Origin of the sequence: Rhodococcus sp. BH4 (genome assembly GCF_002079265.1) — a bacterium.
In the GTDB taxonomy this organism is placed as follows: domain Bacteria; phylum Actinomycetota; class Actinomycetes; order Mycobacteriales; family Mycobacteriaceae; genus Rhodococcus_F; species Rhodococcus_F qingshengii.
In genome coordinates this window covers 1,166,997-1,185,725 of sequence record NZ_CP014941.1, presented here as the reverse complement: position 1 = coordinate 1,185,725, position 18,729 = coordinate 1,166,997, and the positions used below count along the sequence as shown (strand labels likewise).

The window sequence follows — 18,729 nt, the reverse complement described above, 5'->3', positions numbered from 1 at the left end:
TAGCGTTCTTCCCATGAAGAATCGACACTCGGTCCTCGCCCCGCCGGCTCCTGGTGCCACGGGAGCTCGAACATCTGCCGTGCGACTCGAAGGGGTCAGCAAGGTCTACGGCAACGGCCGCGGCGCCGTGACCGCCCTCGACAACATCAGCCTCACTCTGCCGCGCAGCACCTTCACCGCCGTGATGGGCCCGTCCGGATCAGGTAAGAGCACTTTCCTGCACTGCGCCGCGGGCCTCGACCGACCGAGCAGCGGATCGGTGTGGCTGGGCGATACCGAGATTTCACAGCTGAAGCCGAAGGCCCGCAGCATCTTCCGTCGCGATCACATCGGTTTCGTCTTCCAGGCCTACAACCTGCTCGGCGCTCTCGACGTCGAGCAGAACGTCACGCTCCCCCTACTCCTCGCCGGGCGACGAGCCGACAAGCAGTACCTGACCTTCGTCCTGGAATCCGTCGGACTCGGATCACACCGAAAGCGCAAACCCTCCGAACTGTCCGGCGGTCAGCAGCAACGCGTCGCCATCGCGCGCGCCCTCGTCACTCACCCCGACGCACTCTTTGCCGACGAACCGACCGGCGCCCTCGACTCCCGCAGCGCCAAGCAGGTTCTGGAGTTGTTGCGCCGGACGGCTGCCGAGTTCGATCAGACCATCGTCATGGTCACGCACGACCCGGTGGCCGCGTCGTACGCCGATCGTGTGCTGTTCCTCGCCGACGGGAAACTTGTCGGGCACATCGACCGCCCGACCCCGCAGCAGATCGCCGAGCGCATGACACACCTCGGGGACTGGTGATGATGAAAGCGCACACCTTTGCGCACCTGAAAGCGCATCGTTCCGGTTTCGTCGCCGTGTTCGTCTCCGTATTCTGCGCAGCGCTCCTCACCTGCGGTCTGGGTGTGCTGCTGGAATCGGGAGTGCGAGGCGGTGTCTCACCACATCTCTACGCCGGTGCCGACGCCATCGTGAGTGCACCACAGGCGCTCGAGGTCAAGGAAGACGCCGATCAGCCCTTTGCCGAGCGAGTTCCCCTCGCCGGCGATACGGTCCGCAAGCTCGACGCACTCGATGTCACCGTGGTTCCCGACATCTCCGTCCCCGTCAGCACCGCCGAGGGCGTCGTACTCGACGCACATCCTTGGAACACAGCACAATTGGCGCCGTACTCGCTCACCGAGGGGCGCGCTCCGCAGAGCCGCGACGAGGTAGTCTCGACCACGGGCGCCGCGCTCGGCGAGCGAATCACGCTGGCTCACGGCGCGGTAACGGACGAGTACACCGTCGTCGGCACAGCTGATTCGGCTTCGGTGCCGTCACCCGACCGTCCGGCACTCGTCTTCCTCGACGACGCAGAGGCCGAACGGTTGTGGCCGCACCAGAACGCTGTCACCGCAGTCGGATTGATCGCTCCCGAAGGCGTGGATGCTGCCGCTCTCGCCCGCGATGCACTCGCCGGAACCGGTGCGGAGGTCTCGACCGGCACTGCACGCGGAGGCATCGAATTCCTCGACGCCGGTGCTGCGCGGACGCAGTTGATCGTGCTCTGCGCGTCGTTTGCCGGTCTCGCGTTGATGGTCAGTATGTTCGTCGTTTCCAGCACGCTGTCGCTCTCGATCAACGCCAGGCGCCGAGAGTTCGCTCTGTTGCGGGCAATCGGGGCCACCACGCGGCAAGTGCACGTCATGATCGGACGTGAAGTGCTGCTCGTTGCTGCTGCGGCGGCAGCTCTCGGCGCGGTGCCCGGATACCTGCTCGCCCGAGTACTGGGCGCGCAGTTCGCCGACGCCGGGGTCATGCCCACCGATTTCGCGCTGGCCTACAGCCCGCTTCCGGCGATCGCAGCTTTCCTGATCTGCGTACTCACTGCCCGCGCGGCAGCGGCGATCGCGGCACGACGACCGGCGAAGCTCGACCCCGTCGAAGCGCTTCGCGAATCCGAAAGCGGCCCGGCGAAACTGAGCCGCGGACGCATCGTCACCGGGCTGATCTTCGGCGCCGCCGGCCTCAGCGCCTGCGTCCTCCCTGCTTTCCTGCCCGGCAGCGTGGCGGCCGCTGGAGCCGGTTCGAGCGCACTGTTGTTGATCTTCTCGGTCGCGCTGCTCGGCCCCTTGTTGGTGCGCGGCATCATCAAGGTGATCGGCGGTCCGCTGCGCCGCAGTGGGTCGGCGTCCAAAGTTCTCGCTGCCGCCAACGCCGAATCCAATTCGAGACGGCTCTCGTCGGCGGTTGTTCCGTTGGCTCTCGCAATCGCACTGGGCTCGGTGCAGTTCTTCAGCCAGAGCACCGTCGCCGCCGAGGCGACCAACCAGTCGATCAAGGGCGTCACCGCCGACCTGATCGTCGGCGCACCAGCCGGTATCGCTCCCTCGCTCCTCGAGTCGATCGCATCGGTGCCCGGAGTGAGTGCGGCAAACCCGGTGGTCCGCAGTCAAGTCCTCCCGGTACCCAGCGGAGAGGAAGGCGGCTCAGCCGACAGCGCGATCGCGGCCCAGGGCATCGACGCCGCCAGCGCCGACGCGACCCTCGATCTCGCGGTGACCGAGGGCGACCTCAGCGCTCTGACCGGCGATACCGTTGCCGTGAGCGAAGACGGCGCCTTCACACTCGGAGCCAAGGTAGGCCAGCGCGTCGACCTCTATCTGGGTGACGGAACACTGGTACATCCCATGGTCGTCGCAAAATATGGTCGCGGCCTCGGATTCGGGGACGTGACCATGCCGATCGAGACTTTGCGTCAGCACTCCACCGACGCTCTGATCGACACCGTTCTGGTTGCTGCCGAACCCGGACGGTCGGCCGAAGTCCAGCAGTCGTTGCGCTCGTTCCCCTCGATCGCCGCGATGAACCAGGACCAGTTCGGGGCCGCAGGCGAAGATCAGCGTCGCATGCAGTCGTGGGTCAGCATCCTCGCCGTCCTCGTCCTGCTCGGCTATCTCGCAGTCGCAGTCGTGAACACCCTGGTCGCCGCCACTGCCGAGCGTTCCCGCGAGTTCGCGCTCCTTCAACTGGTGGGCTCGCGGACGAGGCAGGTCCGAGCAATGATGCGCATCGAGTCGTTGATGGTGGTGGGAATCGCCGTCGTGGTCGGATCACTGATCGCCCTGCCGCCTCTGATGGGCATTGCCGTAGCGGTGTCCGGGCAGCCGATCCCGGCGATTTCACCGGCGATCTACGGTTCCATCGTCGCGGTGACCGCTGTTCTGGGATTTGTCTCCATCGCGATCCCGACGCGCGCCGCTCTACGCAAGAACCCGATGGACGGAGTGCGTAACCACTGAGTGGCACTACCGTCGTCATCTATGGATGCGGCGGCCTGGGACAAGAAGTACGAAGAAACCGAGCTCGTCTGGGGCGCTCCTCCCAACGAACTGCTGGTGGAATACGCGACGGCCCTCCCCCACGGCCAGGCACTGGACCTGGCGTGCGGCGAGGGCCGTAACGCGTTGTGGCTCGCGACCCGCGGTTGGGAGGTCACCGGCATCGACTACTCGGCCGTCGCGATCGAGAAAGCCCGCACGATCGCGGCCCGCTCACCCCGATCGGTTCTCGACCGGCTCGACTACCGATGCGGCGACGTCACCGTCGCGGATTACGCCTCGAGGAACGAGCAGGGATACGACTTGGCCCTGCTTCTTTACCTTCATCTGCCCGCACCACAACGCACCCTGGTTGTGAACCGTGCCATAAATTCTCTGAAACCTGACGGAATCCTCATGATTTTGGGTCACGACCGAAGCAACATCGACTACGGCGTCGGCGGGCCACAAGATCCCGAAATCCTTTACACACCAGAAGAATTGATGCAGGAGTTCCGCGGAAAGCTCGAGTTCGAGATCGCCGGAAATCCCCACAGGCACACCGAAACGGGAATCGCGGTCGACGCGCTTGTCATCGGACGCAAATCCGGTGTTGGCAATGCAAAGAACGGCTAGTAACATGTATTAAGTTACCGACGAGTAATAAACTTCGGGCGGTACTAGGAGTGCTGGACCGCACCACCTCACTGGGAGAAGCAGAAGACATGGGCCATTACAAGAGCAACGTTCGGGACCTGGAGTTCAACCTCTTCGAGGTTCTCGGACTGGAGAAGCCACTGAGCGAAGGCGCTTGGGGCGACCTGGATGCCGACACTGTCCGCAACATGCTGGCAGAGGTCGCACGCCTGGCCGAGGGACCGCTTGGCGAATCTTTCGCCGATGCGGACCGCAACCCCCCTGTCTTCGATCCCGAGACGCACACCGTTGCACTTCCGGAATCCTTCAAGAAGTCGTTCAAGGCTCTGTGGGACGCCGAGTGGTACCGCATGGGATTGAGCGAAGAGGTCGGCGGCGTGCCGGTTCCCCGCTCCGTCGTGTGGGCCATCGGTGAGCTGATCCTGGGCGCACAGCCTGCAGCGCACATGTACCAGGCCGGACCCGCCTTCGCGGACGTGCTGTTCAACAACGGCACCGAAGAGCAGAAGAAGTGGGCAGCCACCATCGTCGAACGCGGATGGGGCGCCACGATGGTCCTCACCGAGCCCGACGCCGGCTCCGACGTCGGTGCCGGACGCACCAAGGCGATCAAGCAGGACGACGGCTCCTGGCACATCGAGGGCGTCAAGCGCTTCATCACCTCGGCCGACTCGGACGACCTGTTCGAGAACATCTTCCACCTCGTTCTCGCTCGCCCCGAAGGCGCCGGACCGGGCACCAAGGGCCTGAGCCTGTTCTTCGTCCCGAAGACGCACTTCAACTTCGAGACCGAAGAGTTCGGCGAGCGTAACGGTGTCTTCGTCACCAACGTCGAGCACAAGATGGGCCTGAAGGTCTCCGCCACGTGTGAGGTCACCTTCGGCGGCCACGGCATCCCCGCACAGGGCTGGCTGGTCGGCGAGGTCCACAACGGCATCGCCCAGATGTTCGACGTCATCGAGCACGCTCGAATGATGGTCGGCACCAAGGCAATCGCCACCCTCTCCACCGGTTACCTCAACGCTCTCGATTACGCCAAGCAGCGCGTGCAGGGCGCAGACCTGACCCAGATGACCAACAAGGCAGCACCGCGCGTGACCATCACGCACCACCCCGACGTGCGTCGTAGCCTGGCAATGCAGAAGGCATACGCCGAAGGCCTGCGCGCGGTGTACCTCTACACCGCAGCTCACCAGGACGAGGTTGTCGCCCAGCTCGTCTCGGGCGCAGACAAGGACACCGCGTTCCGCGTCAACGACCTGCTGCTCCCGATCGTCAAGGGCGTCGGCTCCGAGCGTGCGTACCAGTACCTGACGGACAGCCTGCAGACCCTCGGTGGCTCCGGCTTCCTGCAGGACTACCCGATCGAGCAGTACATCCGCGACTCCAAGATCGACTCGCTGTACGAAGGCACGACGGCCATCCAGGCTCAGGACTTCTTCTTCCGCAAGATCGCTCGTGACCGCGGCGTCGCGCTCGCTCACGTTGCCGGACAGATCAAGACCTTCATCGACAGCGAAGCCGGCAACGGTCGTCTGAAGGCGGAGCGCGCACTGCTCGCCACCGCACTCGAAGACGTCCAGGCCATGGCCGCCACGCTCACCGGCTTCCTCATGGGAGCTCAGGAGCAGCCCACCGAGCTGTACAAGGTCGGCCTCGGCTCCGTCCGCTTCCTGATGTCCGTCGGCGACCTGCTCATCGGCTGGCAGCTGCTCCGCCAGTCCGAGATCGCTCTCGCAGCACTCGACAACGGCGCTTCCGACAAGGACAAGGGCTTCTACGAGGGCAAGGTCGCCATCGCTTCCTTCTTCGCCAAGAACGTCCTGCCCGAGCTCACCGCTTCACGCGAGATCATCGCGAACACCGAGAACGACATCATGGAGATCGACGAAGCAGCATTCTGATTCGTTCCTGATTCATGAAAAGTGCCGGTCCCGAGAACGTTTCGGGGCCGGCATTTTCATGCTCAGCAGTCCATGGAATCCGAGGTCATCTGCGCTCGACGGTCGGACAACTGATCTGTGCGGACAGTACGGACGTCGTCGGTTGTTCGCCGGGCCGTGCCGCCCTTCCCACCAGGGAAAGCGCCACGCGCCTGCGGTCCGGAGAACTGACGATTTCGATGGACTTGTCGTCACCGCCCCCGAAGGACACGAACTGTCCGCTCTGATCCGAGAACTTCATGATCGCCGACCCGTGCTGACCTGGTTCCGGTTTTTCGTTCACGTAGACCTGCAACTGGAAATCACGTCCCGGATACTCGCCGCCGCCGTCGTACTCGTAAAAGGAACTGGTGTGCACCTCGTAGGCCCACTGGCGGTGACCGGCGGGCAGCGAATCCGCCCAGTTGTGCTCGAAACACGTGACGGATCCGGGCAGCGAGACATTGGCTGCGCCGCTCCACCCACCGGACAGGGTGATGGCTCCGTACGGCGCTGCTTCGGACTCGTGCCGATCGGAAGGCAAGGGCGGAACGGTCACGGGTCCGACATTGCGACCGGTGAACTCGAAAAGCCTCTCGCTCGACACGAACGGGGGCGACTCGCGCTCGCCGGCACAGGAGACAACCGACAGGGTGGCCATGACCAGTAACGCACACATACCGCGTCTACGAACCGGCACCTCGACTCCCCCGTTCCGTTTCCAACAGAATACATACCGTTCGGTCTTCAAGTTGTCGAACGTGTCCGACACATCCCATTCATGGGACCGCTCGCCCGCTACCGATGTGATTGGGTGAGCACGAACGTCCACTGAACCAGCACTCGGTTCTTTCGCAGGCCGAGTAGATCAACAGACAGGTGATCATCGTGGTCGCACCAGAGCACGCACAACCCGATTACGCCCCTGACCTGGCATTGACCGCCACGGACTTGGCGCTCGACGGCCCATGGGGGCCGGTGTTCGGACCCGTCAATCTCGAGATTCGTGCGGGCGGTGTGACCATCCTCGAAGGCTCGGCCGGTTCAGGACGTACGTCCTTACTTCTGACACTCAGCGGACGAATGAAAGCCAGTTCCGGCTCACTGACCGTCTTCGGTCGAACGCGTCCCCGCGAGATCTTCGAGATCGCCGGGGTCGCCGGGTTCGAGGACATCGACGAGCTTGCCGAATCCGTCACCGTCCGCGATCTGATCACCGAACAAATTCGCTGGGATGCGCCCTGGTACAAGCTCATCGGACGCGCCGGAGACCGCGAACTCGAAGCGGTGTGCGCTCCCGTCTTCGGCGATCATCCGTTACCTGCGCTCGGCCGGTACGTCAGCGATCTCGGGGAACTCGAGGCGATCCTGCTGCGTATCGCCGTCGCGAACACGAAAAAGCCGGCCCTGCTTGTCGTCGACGATCTCGAACAGGTGCGGCGCGACTCCGAACGCGCATACCTCGTCGAGCGACTCGTCGAGATGGGGAGCTACCAGACCATCATCGCGTCGACCGTCAACCCGCTGCCAGACGGATCACCCATCGATGCCGTCACCCTGCTCCAAGAAGTCACCAATCCCGACCAAGAAGGGGCGAGGTAACCGCGATGCTCGCTGGAATGTCTCTCGGAACCGAACTCAAGCGGTTCTCCCGCGGCGCGATGCCCAGGATCGCACTCGTCACCATCATCTTGATGCCACTGCTGTACGGCGCGATGTACCTGTGGGCATTCTGGAATCCGTTCGGTGAGGTCAACAAGGTCCCCGTCGCGCTGGTCAATACCGACCGCGGCGCGATGGTGCAGGGTCAGGAGCTCAACGCGGGCGACGAGGTAAGCCAAGCGCTGCTCGATTCCGGTGAGCTCGATCTCCACCTGGTCTCGCAGCAGGAAGCCGCTCAGGGAGTCTCGGACGGCACGTACTACTTCTCTCTCACATTGCCTGAGAATTTCAGCGAGGCCGTCGCCTCCCCGACGACCAAGGACCCCCACAAAGCTCAGTTGCAGTTCACCTTCAACGACGTCAACAACTACCTCGGCACCATCATCGGCCAAAACGCCGCCCAGCAGGTCCTCAGTCAGGTCAGCGACAAGATCGGCGCGCAGTCCGTCGAAACAGTTCTGGTCGGATTGACCGATGCGGGTGCTGGTTTGAAGCAGGCCGCCGACGGAGCGCTCCAGCTCTCGGCCGGAGTGAACACTGCCAACGCCGGAGCCGGCGAATTGGCGTCGGGCTCGAAAACTCTGGCCGACAACATGGTTACCGCACGTGACGGTGCAGCCACTCTTGCCGGCGGTACAGCGCAACTCTCGACCGGTATCAACACCGCCACGGACGGCGTCCTCGCACTGACCGACGGTCTGGGGCAGCTCGATCTCGGAGCCGTCCAACTTGGCGACGGCGCAAGCCAACTCAGTGGTGGCGTCACCCAGGTCGTCGACCAACTGAGTGTCCTCGGGAACACACAAGCAGACGTCGCACAGCTGGTCGGGCAGGCAGTGGCCAGCCTTCGACTGAACCCGGATCCCGTCAGCCAACAGATCGCCAATGCCCTCGAGCCTGCCCAGGACATGCTGCGCACTCAGGGTTTCGGTGAAGCGACCATGGGCCAACTGGGCGAACTCAAGAGCGGTGCACAACAACTCGCCTACCAACTCGACGATCCGTCGAGCACCTTCCGAGCCGGGCTCAGCGCCGCGGCCAACGGCGGTGGTGAACTCCGCAACGGCCTGGTACAGCTGCGTGACGGCGGTCAGCAAGTCAACGACGGCGCTCAAACCCTCAGTAGTGGACTGGTTCAACTCACCGACGGAAGCGTTCAACTCTCCGATGGTGCAGCCAAACTCGCAGACGGCACCGAGCAACTCCGTGCCGGGTCTGCCGAACTCGCGACCAAACTCACCGAGGGCGCCGGTCAGGTCCCCAGTTGGAGCGATCAGCAGCGAACCGCAACCGCTCAAACCCTCTCCAGCCCGGTCGAACTACAGGAGACGTACGAGAACCGGGCAAGCACGTTCGGAACCGGTTTTGCTCCGTTCTTCCTGCCTCTCGCGCTGTTCGTGGGCGGCATCATCACCTGGATGCTGCTCAAGCCGCTCCAGAACCGGCCCATCGCAAACGGACTCGGCGCGCTGCGAGTGGTCCTCGCCTCGTACTGGCCGGCATTGCTCATCGGCATCTGCCAGGTGATCGTGATGTACCTGGTCGTGCACTTCGCCGTCGGCCTGCACCCCACACACGCCCTCGGCACCGTCGGATTCCTGATGCTCATCACTGCCACGTACATGGCGTTGATCCAGGCATTCAACGCCATCTTCGGAGTCTCCGTCGGACGCGTCATCACCCTGGCGTTCCTGATGCTGCAACTGGTTTCGGCCGGCGGCATCTATCCCGTCGAAACCACCGCGAAACCGTTCCAGATCATCCACCCCTTCGACCCGATGACCTACGCGGTGAACGGGCTACGACAACTCACCGTCGGCGGTATCGACTCGAGACTGTGGGTCTCGATCGCCGTCCTCGGCGGCCTTCTCGTCGCCTCACTCGGCGCCAGTTCACTTGCTGCACGCCGAAATCGGCAATGGACCATGGACAGGCTGCATCCGCCGATCGAAGTCTAGGTCAGGGTCTCCGGCCAAGGCTCCACGGTCAGCGCAGGCCATTCCCTGCGCCACCGTGCCGCCTTGGCCTCGTAAACCTCTCTCGGCGCCAGCACCGGGAGGGGCGGACGATCATGTTTTGAAGCTGCCTCGCACGTGATGCAGACCCTGCCAGGAACCTTTACGACAGGGTCTGCATTCGGCTATCTCAGATATCGTCGGAGCTGCCGATCAGCTCACGTCGAATATTCTATTTCGCGCTCATCGATCGAGGCTTGCCCACCCGCCGCCTTCCATTGATGCGGTCCACAACCCGACCAACGTCAGCCCGTAAAACGCTAGCGTGTTCTTGACACTTCCGGTCCAGAAATCAGACGACATGAGTTCACCCTTCTTTACGAGAGTCCGACAAGGAATTGTTGAAGCGGAAACCTAAGGGCGTAGAACGTCATGGTTGCAAGTTCAGCCAGGTCCGTGCTCATTGCGTTGAGCGACATCTAGTTTCTCCTCAGATTGAACAGGGTCACCGGGGGTAACCGAATGACAGTTGGAGCGGGATATCCATCAGATATGTAAATAACATCGGAAGCATCTGTTCTACGGTCTGCCCCAGCGACGCGGTACCTTGCTGCACGGATCCCATCAGCCCTCTCCTCCACTCGCGGACATGTCGAGCGAGATGGCGTTCAATCCATCAAGCCCGTCGCCTAACGATGTTGCAAAGGACGGGATAAATGCCCGCAGGAGGGCCATGAACTGACCTAACATTTGTTACTCCGTTTCCAGTAGGTAATTGCTCTGACTGTGGCGCGGGGCCAGGTCGGTTTATCCGGCACAACAGTGGTTGCCAAGCGAGGTTTTGGGGAAGCCCGCAACTCCTCGTGGTGCCGACAACTGTACCCAAAATTTGCAAATTAGGAACTCGTTCTAGGAATTTTTCTTGCCATAGATGGAATTCATTTAGTTAGCACTAAAGTCCTAGTACTATAGTTCGGTTCATTAAATCTTTAGGACTAGAAATTTTGCACCGAAAGCGAGATGGAACCGCTTGCAGGATCAGAAAGCCACCCGAATCACGGATTCAGGTCGCGCAGCCAACTTCCCGATCACGGCTTCACGAACACTATTCAGTGGCACAAGAATTGATTGCGAGCCAACCTTACGGCGATTGCCCATAAGCCATGACTTCGAGACGATACCGATGCCGTCCAATCCGTGCCGGACGACCGAATTACATCGAGCAGGCTGCGAGACAAAGCCGCAGAGACAGGCCTGCATTCGTCACAGCCGAAGCAGCATTCGCCATCTCCCTGGCGACACCCGCGCCCATTGTCACAATTGCCGAAACACACACCCGAACTCGCAACACGGCGTCATACGGCGAACGGGTTGGAGCACGGAGACCCGCACTCCAACCCGTCCAGGTTCTTACGATCAACCTTGCAGCCGATCGACTTACTGGTAGTAGAAGTTCACCTTCGAGGCCCTATCCGAAAAGATGAACGCATTGCCATGGAGGAGGAACTCCCCTGCATCGATGACGGCGTCCGCCCCGCCGCCCGACCACTGCCCTGTGCGAGTTGTTGTGCCGTCCAACACGGTCGGAGTGTCGGTGGACATCCTGACCTCACCACCGCTCGTCACGGTGCTAGCCATCGCCGAGTCACCCTGCATGCACCATCCACCCGCGGCATTCGTTGTGGCGGTGAAGGTCGTGATCGGAGTCGTGCTGGAGGATGAGCTGTATAGCTTGCCAGTGACCTGGGCGCCCACTACCGCTTTGGCACCAGAAGGCACGCCCGCCACGTGGGCGTCCGGGCCGACGTAGAAATTGCCACATACCTGATACGCAGAGGATGCGGAAAGAGTTACGGCGGAGCCAGCAGCGCCGACGGTGGCAGCGGATGCAATACCGGTTCCGGCGAGCACCATCGCACCGGCTGCGGTACCGAGCAGGACACCTCTGACGGAATTCTTGGCAGTCAACTTCACGAGTTCTTCCTTCGGTTGAATTGATAGACCCCAGGCGTTCAATTCATAGGCGAGAGCGCGGAGTCCTTAACGCTCCAACCCGATCTGTTCTGACCATCTCTTATCACCAACCGACCTGCTATCTTCGGGGCTATCGCCAACTTCGCATTTATGGCCCTGCTCGCAGGGCTACAGCTTTCCCTAAAAGGGAATGCCCTGGTGAGAGCTCGCATTGAACAGGACCCGAAGCTCTGGTGACGTGAGTCACTGTACTCACATTTCGTCCATCCGGGAACAGGTTCTAGAAATTTTTCGTCCAACCTCGATATTTTTCTCAATGAAATTTCGAGCATCGAATGCAAAGCGTTTAAACCGACAATCCAAATAGTCGAGAAGTTTGAAAAGCCACGACAGTCGTCGAGCAGAAAATATTCCGATATATCGCACGTTGCACGAAAAGTCACATAGACAAACCACACTTTCACCGTAGAATGTTCATTTGTTAGTGATGATTGCTATTCACATTGGAGAAACCTTATTAGCACTAAAGAATTAGACGTAAAGTATTAGAAACAATCCACCAAATATCGGAAGAGATTTTCACCATGAGGGGACCCAGACAATCATGGATGAACGTCGCAGCACACTGAAAGTTCGTGAAATTAGCGCAGACGATTCCGAAAGGCGCAAGGTCTTGCGGGGGTTCAACTACCAGAACTACAGCTGGATGCGTTGAATCCGGCCGGTTGTCTCCATGCACGGACGGACGAGACAGCAGGGTCGACACGGATCGGCCACAGTTCGTGGCCGTGGCGGACGCACTGCGACCAGGGAAGACACGCCTCTCACGCCGAAATCGGCAATGGACCATGGACAGGCTGCATCCGCCGATCGAAGTCTAGGTCAGGTTCTCCGGCCAAGGCTCCACGGTCAGCGCGGGCCATTCCCTGCGCCACCGTGCCGCCTTGGCCTCGTACACCTCTCTCGGCGCCAGTACCGGGTTGGGGCGGACGATCATGTCGAAAAGGTCGTCGTAGCCATGCGGGGCATACACGTCGACGGTGCCGTCTGATCCCTTGGTGATCCCGAAACAGCAAGTTGTGGAAGCGAAGTGGTCGATAGCGTCGCGGCAACTGGTGAACGGAACGCCGGGAATCCCGAAATGTTGCTCGTACCACAGGTGCACGCGGGCTTCGTTGCGTACTTCGACATCGGCATCGACATCGGCGAACAGTTCTGCCGCCGAACGAATCACACGGTCCTCCGCGTCGTAGCTCAGATCGCCGGCGTCGAAGTAGAAGAGGTCGTAGTCCTTGATTCCGGCGCCGAGGTCACGGCCGTCGATGTGATTCCAGACGGTTTGGAAGAGCCCACCCGCCGTCAGGTACCACTCCGGCAATCCCAGCTTCGGTGCCCGATCCACGATCGTTGCGACCACCGGATTGGCCAGGGCGATCTCGAGAAATCGTTCACGCATGCTCTTCAGCCTCTCATATGACAAGCAAACTTGACATCTAGTGACAAGTATTCTTTACTTTTTGCATGACTGGAAAGGCCGGCGACAACAACGTGCGGGAGCACCGACGCCTCGCCGGCCTCACCCAGGCGCAACTGGCCACGGCAGGTCAGGTGAGCAGACAGAGCATCGTCTCCGTCGAACGCGGCGACTATGCACCGAGTGTCTACCTGGCACTACGCCTGGCACTGGCACTGGGGACCACCGTCGAAGCGCTCTTTCCCCTACCCGAATCGGAACTCACCACAGAAATTCCAGAGGAGACGGCATGAGCACCATGATGAAGGCAATGCGGTTCGTCGGCGATCTGGACGACGACTTCTACAAGGACGAGCGTCAGCGCGACGTCTGGAACGAAGCCTCGGCGGTGGGACTCCAGAGTGTCTTCTGGGCAATATTCGTCAGCTCGGCGATTCTGCCCTGGGTCGCCGGCCGAACAGGGGCGTGGATCTCGCTCGCGCTGCTGATCGTTGCGTTGTTCGGCTCGTTGATCACGATCATCTATGCGAAGCGTCGCGACGTCGATGTGTACGTGTTGTCCACCTACGGCCGTCCTCGCGTGGTGATCAGCATCGCGCTCTACCTCGTGGCCGCTGTCGGAATCATGGCCCGTCTCGAATTCGATTCGTACGAAGAATCGTCAACCTGGGTCGGCGCGCTGGTAGGCGCCATCATCGGCGGTGGCGTCGCAATCGCAATCGTCAAACTTCACCAGCAGCGCGCCAAGCGACGCGAAGCGGCCGAAGAACTTCTCTGAATTCCGGAAGTCTGCCCAGCACAACGGAATCCATAGAGTTGGTAAAATCGTGCCAGGTCAACCGATCGCGAGTAACGTCGAAACGGTGAGCACTCGCCTCGGATACCAGATGCCCAACTTCAGCTACGGCGGTCCGGTCAAGGACCTCTTCCCCACCGTCATAGCGCAGGCCCGCGAAGCCGAAGCCGCAGGCTTCGACACTGCATTCGTGATGGATCACTTCTACCAACTCCCCGGAATCGGAGCGCCGGACGCCCCGATGCTCGAGGCCTACTCGGCGCTCTCCGCGCTGGCGACGGCCACCGAGACCATCCAGTTGTCTGCACTGGTCACGGGAAACACCTACCGCAATCCGCCCATGCTCGCCAAGACCGTCACCACCCTCGACGTGGTGAGCGGCGGTCGGGCCATCCTGGGCATCGGCGCCGGCTGGTTCGAACTCGAACACAATTCGTTCGGATACGAGTTCGGAACGTTCACCGAGCGCTTCCAGAAACTCGACGAAGCACTGCAGATCATCGCGCCGATGCTCCGCGGTGATCGCCCCACCTTCGACGGCAAGTGGTACCACGTCGAGGACGCCATCAACGAGCCTCGCGTCCGCGACGACCTACCGATCCTGCTCGGCGGTGGCGGTGAGAAGAAAACGTTCGGCCTCGCCGCTCGCTTCGCGGATCACCTCAACATCATCTGCGACCCGTCGGAACTGCCCCGCAAGATGGAAGCACTTGCGGCACGCTGCGACGAAGCCGGTCGCGATCCCGCAACCCTCGAAACCAGCTTCCTGACGTTCATGATGATCGACGAGGACGGCGACAAGGCTCGCGCGCATCAGCGAACATTTCTCGCGGAGCGTGGCCTCGACATCACCACCGCGCCGGAAGACGTGGTCGCCAAGGCCACCGAACGCCATTTCGTCGGCAGCCCGGACGACGTAGCCGAGCAGGTCCAGACGCGCATCCTCGACCACGGCATCGACGGCGTCGTGATCAACCTGATCACGAACGGCGAAGAGCCAGGCATCGTCGACCTCGCGGGCCGCACCCTCGCCCCACTCGTCGGCAAGTAGTTCCCTACTCGCACTTCACGATCGGCACCGGGTCGTACTTGACGGTCCGGGTGTTCGAGGAAATCTCGGCGCCACTCGCGTGGTCGGTGATCACGCGAGTGTCGCTGACCGTGAACCCGGGCGCACCGCTCGAAGCCACACAGCCAGGCCCCTCCGGCAAGGTCACGGTGTTCGGCGACGTCGGCGACGTCCGCGGGCCGGTCGTCGACGTGACATCGACAGTTTTGGTTCCCCAGATCCGAACGGTGATGTTCGACGACGTCGCAATCGTCTCGATCATCACGCCGGTCTTCGCCGGATTACGGAACTGCAGGTCGATCGCACCATCGAAGATGGTCGCCTCACGAGCCTCGGGGTACCGCGAGATGTAGTAACTGTGCTCGGTGTGCGCGACGTCCTCCATACCTGCGAAATACGTCGCGTTGTAGAGCGTCGTCGCGAGCTGGCTGATACCGCCGCCGACAGCCTTGTCCGGGCGACCGTTGTTGATGATCCCCGACTCGATGTATCCCTGCGCCGCACCGCGCGGGCCCGTGTACTCGTTGAGCGAGAACGTGTCACCGGGCTTGATCACGGCCCCGTCGATCTCCGACGCGGCCAGGCCGATGTTCACACCAGACGCGTATTCGAAACCACCGGTAGTGAATTCGCCGATCACCTCGTTGATGCCGAGGGCCTCCGCGGCTTCGGTGGTCAACGCCGGCGGGACCGGTCCGTACACGGCGGGCGTTGCCCGAGAAGCCGTGCTGCCCAACAGAACCGGAAGTTCCTTGACCGTGTCCGGCCAGTTGATCAGATCACCGACGACACCGGGCACAACCGACGGTTTGCCACCGGCGAAGGTGAACGACGCGTCCTTGGGTTGTACTTCCGTCGACGCCAACTGCGGAGTCAGAATCTTGATCGCAGCATCCGTGTTGTACTGCGGAGTCAGCCCACCCGAGCCGTCGGGTGTGAAGGTCAGAACCTCGCCGATCTGATCGACGCCGAGTGTCGCGACCTTGCCGTCACGGCCGTTGACCACTACGTCACCCGAGACAGCTGGAATAGCGATCTCCTGCAGCGCACGATCGACACCGGCCTGAGTGACCGTCACCGGAACCTCGTCGACCGGAAGATCGACGACGCCACCATCGGACCATTCAGCGGCGAAGGTCGAACCCGCCTGCTGCGTTTCGAGCGCCTGACCGGCAGCGGGCGAAACACCAGTCGCCTTCCCGTTCTCGAACACGACTGCACCTTCGACGGGCGCACGATCGCTGTTCGCCGCGAGCTGCGCCATCGACGCATCCAACGCACCCTGGTCGATTGCCGACACCACGGGCACCTCGCGGGAGCCGAAGAACGACGTGATGCGGGTGATCGGGTTGATGGGCTGAGCGTTCACGCCCGACAGCGTCGCCGACCAGTCGACGTCCACACCCGCAGACGCGGGAACGATCTCGGAGTCGACGCCGCCTGCATGTACCGCTACCGGTTCGACGAGCCTCGGGCCGAGTTGGGCGCGCAGCGTGGCTTCCGCGTCGGCGGGCGTGAGATCACCGATGTCCACCCCGGCGACCTGAGTGCCGCGTGGTGTCTTCCCGGACGAGGTGAAGATGTCCACTCCGTAGGCAATCGCTGCGACGGCAAAGATGGCGCCGACTGCTATCGCCGGTTTGACCCACTTGCGGGAAGACTGCGAAGCGGGCGCCACCGGTTGTTGCGGCGCCGGGGGTGCAACTACCTCTGGTTCTCGGACAACAGGCTCGTACTGCTGCTGGATGGGTTCGAGTTGCTGGGTGTCGTACTGCTGCACGAACTCGGGACGCGGCGGCTTCGGGGGAACCACCACTGCCGGGGGCTCGAACTGCTCTGTCTGCTCGTCGATGGCTTCTGTCGCCGGAGCCGAGTCGACCACTTCCGTCGGCGGTGCGTCCTCCGCTGGGACGACAGGGATGACGGTGGTGACCTCGTTTGCCGATTCGTCGACTGTCGCTTCCGTGGAATCGCTTGCTTCTTCGTCGACAGGCCTTGGTGCTTCGGCTGGTTCAGGTTCTACTGATTCAGCCTCGACAACAGCCTCAGTGTCCTCAGGGGCCTCGGGTTCCTCGACCGACTGGGGTTCCTCGACCGACTCGGTCTCTTCGACCGCCTGAGGTTCCTCGACCGACTCGAGTTCCTGTTCCGGGAGGGACGAGTCCTCGCTGTTCGTCTTCTCGACGGACGGACCCTCTTCGTCACTCACCTGTTGGCTCCTCGCTGCATCAACCGTCGCTGCGGCGCTCACCGACAACTCAATACAGGATATCCGGACATACGAGAGCCCCGCGCTGCTGCCAGGTCGGGGGTCAGGCAGCAACACGGGGCTGTCATGAATATCGGTAGCTATTCTGCAGCGTTACACGCCTGCGCGAAAAAGTTTGCAAAGAGTTCGGGGATCCGGCCACCCCTCGTGGCCGGATCCCCGATTACGCATCCCCTCGCGACGATCACTGCAGGTGAGCGCAGTTTTCAGTCGCATGGGGAGATTGTGGAGCGGTTACCGCTCGATGATCGCCGTGACACCCTGGCCACCGGCCGCACAGATCGAGATCAGGCCGCGGCCCGAACCCTTCTCCGCGAGCATCTTTGCGAGGGAAGCCACAATACGTCCGCCGGTTGCCGCGAACGGGTGACCTGCAGCCAAGGACGATCCGTTGACATTGAGCTTGCTTCGGTCGATCGATCCCAATGCGCCGTCGAGGCCGAGGCGTTCCTTGCAGTACTCGTCCGACTCGAAGGCCTGCAGGGTTGCCAGAACCACCGAAGCGAAGGCTTCGTGGATCTCGTAGTAATCGAAGTCCTGCAAGGTCAGACCGTTGCGGGCCAGCAAACGCGGGATCGCGTACGTGGGAGCCATGAGCAACCCGTCTTTGCCGTGGACGTAGTCGACGGCAGCGGTTTCGGAATCGACGAGGTGCGCCAGAACCGGAAGATTGCGCTCGGCTGCCCACTCGTCGGTGGAGAGGAGCACTGCAGAAGCGCCGTCGGTGAGCGGCGTCGAGTTGCCTGCCGTCATCGTCGCGTCGCCGAGCTTGGTACCGAAGACGGGCTTGAGCGTCGACAGCTTCTCGACGGTCGAACCGGGACGGAGGTTGTCGTCGCGGGTCAGGCCGAGGAACGGGGTGACGAGGTCGTCGAAGAAACCGCGGTCGTAGGCAGCTGCCATGTTCTTGTGGCTGGCAGCGGCAAGTTCGTCCTGGTCCTCGCGCTTGATGCCGAATTCCTTGGCGGTGATCGCAGCGTGGTCACCCATCGACTTGCCGGTGCGAGGCTCGCCGTTGCGCGGAATTTCCAGGCCGAGCATGCCCGCACGGACGTTGCCGAGCAGCTTGATGCGGTCGCCCGTGGACTTCGCGCGATTGAGGGAGAGCAGGAACTCGCGCGCCTGATCGTTGACGCCGATCGGGGCGTCGGACGTGGTGTCCGTGCCGCCGCCGATGCCCGAATCGATGCGGCCGGCCGAAATGGCGTCGCCGACGGCGATGATCGACTGCAGTCCCGTGCCACACGCCTGCTGAAGGTCGTACGCCGACGTGTACGGGCTCAGCGCGCTGCCGAGAACGGACTCGCGAATGAGATTGAAATCACGGCTGTGCTTGAGCACCGCACCGCCGACGACCATGCCGAGCTTCTCGCCCTGCAGATTGAATCGGCTCACCAGACCGTCGAGCGTCGCAGTGAACATGTCCTGGTTGGACGCCTGTGCGTACGCCTTGTCCGAGCGTGCGAACGGAATGCGATTTCCGCCGACGATCGCAACCGGACGGCGCTGACCTGCAGAATTTGCAGCGGCTGCGGCCGGTGCAGTGCGCGGTGCGGCGGGCTTTGCATTTGAACGGGCTTTGCTTGTCACTTGCGTCTCCAAGGATGGTGCGATTACCTGTTGAAGACTATTCTTACTCAGTAGTAAGTTACTT

The 18,729-nt window shown here is 62.0% G+C and carries 14 protein-coding genes; 9 read left to right on the top strand and 5 right to left on the bottom strand.

Going from position 1 to position 18,729, the window contains the following annotated elements:
- Positions 1 to 13 precede the first annotated feature (13 nt).
- The 4 genes from A0W34_RS05445 to A0W34_RS05430 all read left to right on the top strand — a co-directional run bounded on the left by A0W34_RS05445 (position 14) and on the right by A0W34_RS05430 (position 5,858).
- Entirely contained in the window at positions 14 to 796 is a 783-nt protein-coding gene (locus A0W34_RS05445) for an ABC transporter ATP-binding protein (protein ID WP_054826162.1), read from the top strand.
- On the top strand, positions 796 to 3,279 hold the full coding sequence (locus A0W34_RS05440; protein ID WP_081557434.1) for an FtsX-like permease family protein: 2,484 nt from the start codon (positions 796 to 798) through the stop codon (positions 3,277 to 3,279). Before A0W34_RS05445 ends, A0W34_RS05440 begins: the two co-directional genes overlap by 1 nt.
- Before the next feature lie 21 nt (positions 3,280 to 3,300).
- Entirely contained in the window at positions 3,301 to 3,933 is a 633-nt protein-coding gene (locus tag A0W34_RS05435) for a class I SAM-dependent methyltransferase (RefSeq protein ID WP_058039137.1), read from the top strand.
- Positions 3,934 to 4,022: 89 nt separating this feature from the next.
- Entirely contained in the window at positions 4,023 to 5,858 is a 1,836-nt protein-coding gene (locus A0W34_RS05430; protein WP_007734578.1) for an acyl-CoA dehydrogenase, read from the top strand.
- 85 nt (positions 5,859 to 5,943) lie between these two features.
- Here A0W34_RS05430 and A0W34_RS05425 read toward each other — a convergent pair whose 3' ends face one another.
- On the bottom strand, positions 5,944 to 6,576 hold the full coding sequence (locus A0W34_RS05425) for a hypothetical protein (RefSeq protein WP_230359540.1): 633 nt from the start codon (positions 6,574 to 6,576) through the stop codon (positions 5,944 to 5,946).
- Positions 6,577 to 6,755: 179 nt separating this feature from the next.
- Here A0W34_RS05425 and A0W34_RS05420 point away from each other — a divergent pair, with 179 nt between their 5' ends.
- On the top strand, positions 6,756 to 7,478 hold the full coding sequence (locus tag A0W34_RS05420; protein WP_081557433.1) for an ATP-binding cassette domain-containing protein: 723 nt from the start codon (positions 6,756 to 6,758) through the stop codon (positions 7,476 to 7,478).
- Between the two features lie 5 nt (positions 7,479 to 7,483).
- Positions 7,484 to 9,496 carry a YhgE/Pip domain-containing protein gene (locus A0W34_RS05415; RefSeq protein WP_081557432.1) on the top strand — a complete coding sequence of 671 codons (2,013 nt, stop codon included), beginning with the start codon at positions 7,484 to 7,486 and terminating at the stop codon, positions 9,494 to 9,496.
- A 1,434-nt stretch (positions 9,497 to 10,930) separates the two neighbouring features.
- Here the strand turns inward: A0W34_RS05415 and A0W34_RS05410 are convergent.
- Complete coding sequence (locus A0W34_RS05410) at positions 10,931 to 11,467, bottom strand: hypothetical protein (protein WP_054781872.1); 537 nt, start codon at positions 11,465 to 11,467, stop codon at positions 10,931 to 10,933.
- A gap of 877 nt (positions 11,468 to 12,344) precedes the next feature.
- Positions 12,345 to 12,923 (bottom strand): nucleotidyltransferase family protein, encoded by a 579-nt coding sequence (locus tag A0W34_RS05405; protein ID WP_063314946.1) that lies wholly within the window; start codon positions 12,921 to 12,923, stop codon positions 12,345 to 12,347.
- A gap of 65 nt (positions 12,924 to 12,988) precedes the next feature.
- Here A0W34_RS05405 and A0W34_RS05400 point away from each other — a divergent pair, with 65 nt between their 5' ends.
- From A0W34_RS05400 to A0W34_RS05390, 3 genes are all read left to right on the top strand, one after another.
- Positions 12,989 to 13,234, top strand: a complete 246-nt coding sequence (locus A0W34_RS05400) for a helix-turn-helix transcriptional regulator (RefSeq protein ID WP_007734566.1) — start codon at positions 12,989 to 12,991, stop codon at positions 13,232 to 13,234.
- Positions 13,231 to 13,719, top strand: coding sequence for a hypothetical protein (locus tag A0W34_RS05395; protein WP_050655513.1), 489 nt, complete (start codon positions 13,231 to 13,233; stop codon positions 13,717 to 13,719). Before A0W34_RS05400 ends, A0W34_RS05395 begins: the two co-directional genes overlap by 4 nt.
- An 85-nt stretch (positions 13,720 to 13,804) precedes the next feature.
- The gene (locus tag A0W34_RS05390) at positions 13,805 to 14,788 is read left to right on the top strand and encodes an LLM class F420-dependent oxidoreductase (RefSeq protein ID WP_172403486.1); all 984 of its coding nucleotides are present in this window, start codon (positions 13,805 to 13,807) and stop codon (positions 14,786 to 14,788) included.
- Between the two features lie 4 nt (positions 14,789 to 14,792).
- Here A0W34_RS05390 and A0W34_RS05385 read toward each other — a convergent pair whose 3' ends face one another.
- Complete coding sequence (locus A0W34_RS05385) at positions 14,793 to 17,015, bottom strand: VanW family protein (RefSeq protein WP_081557431.1); 2,223 nt, start codon at positions 17,013 to 17,015, stop codon at positions 14,793 to 14,795.
- A gap of 294 nt (positions 17,016 to 17,309) precedes the next feature.
- The gene (locus A0W34_RS05380; RefSeq protein ID WP_003945465.1) at positions 17,310 to 18,665 is read right to left on the bottom strand and encodes an acetyl-CoA C-acetyltransferase; all 1,356 of its coding nucleotides are present in this window, start codon (positions 18,663 to 18,665) and stop codon (positions 17,310 to 17,312) included.
- Between the last annotated feature and the right edge of the window lie 64 nt (positions 18,666 to 18,729).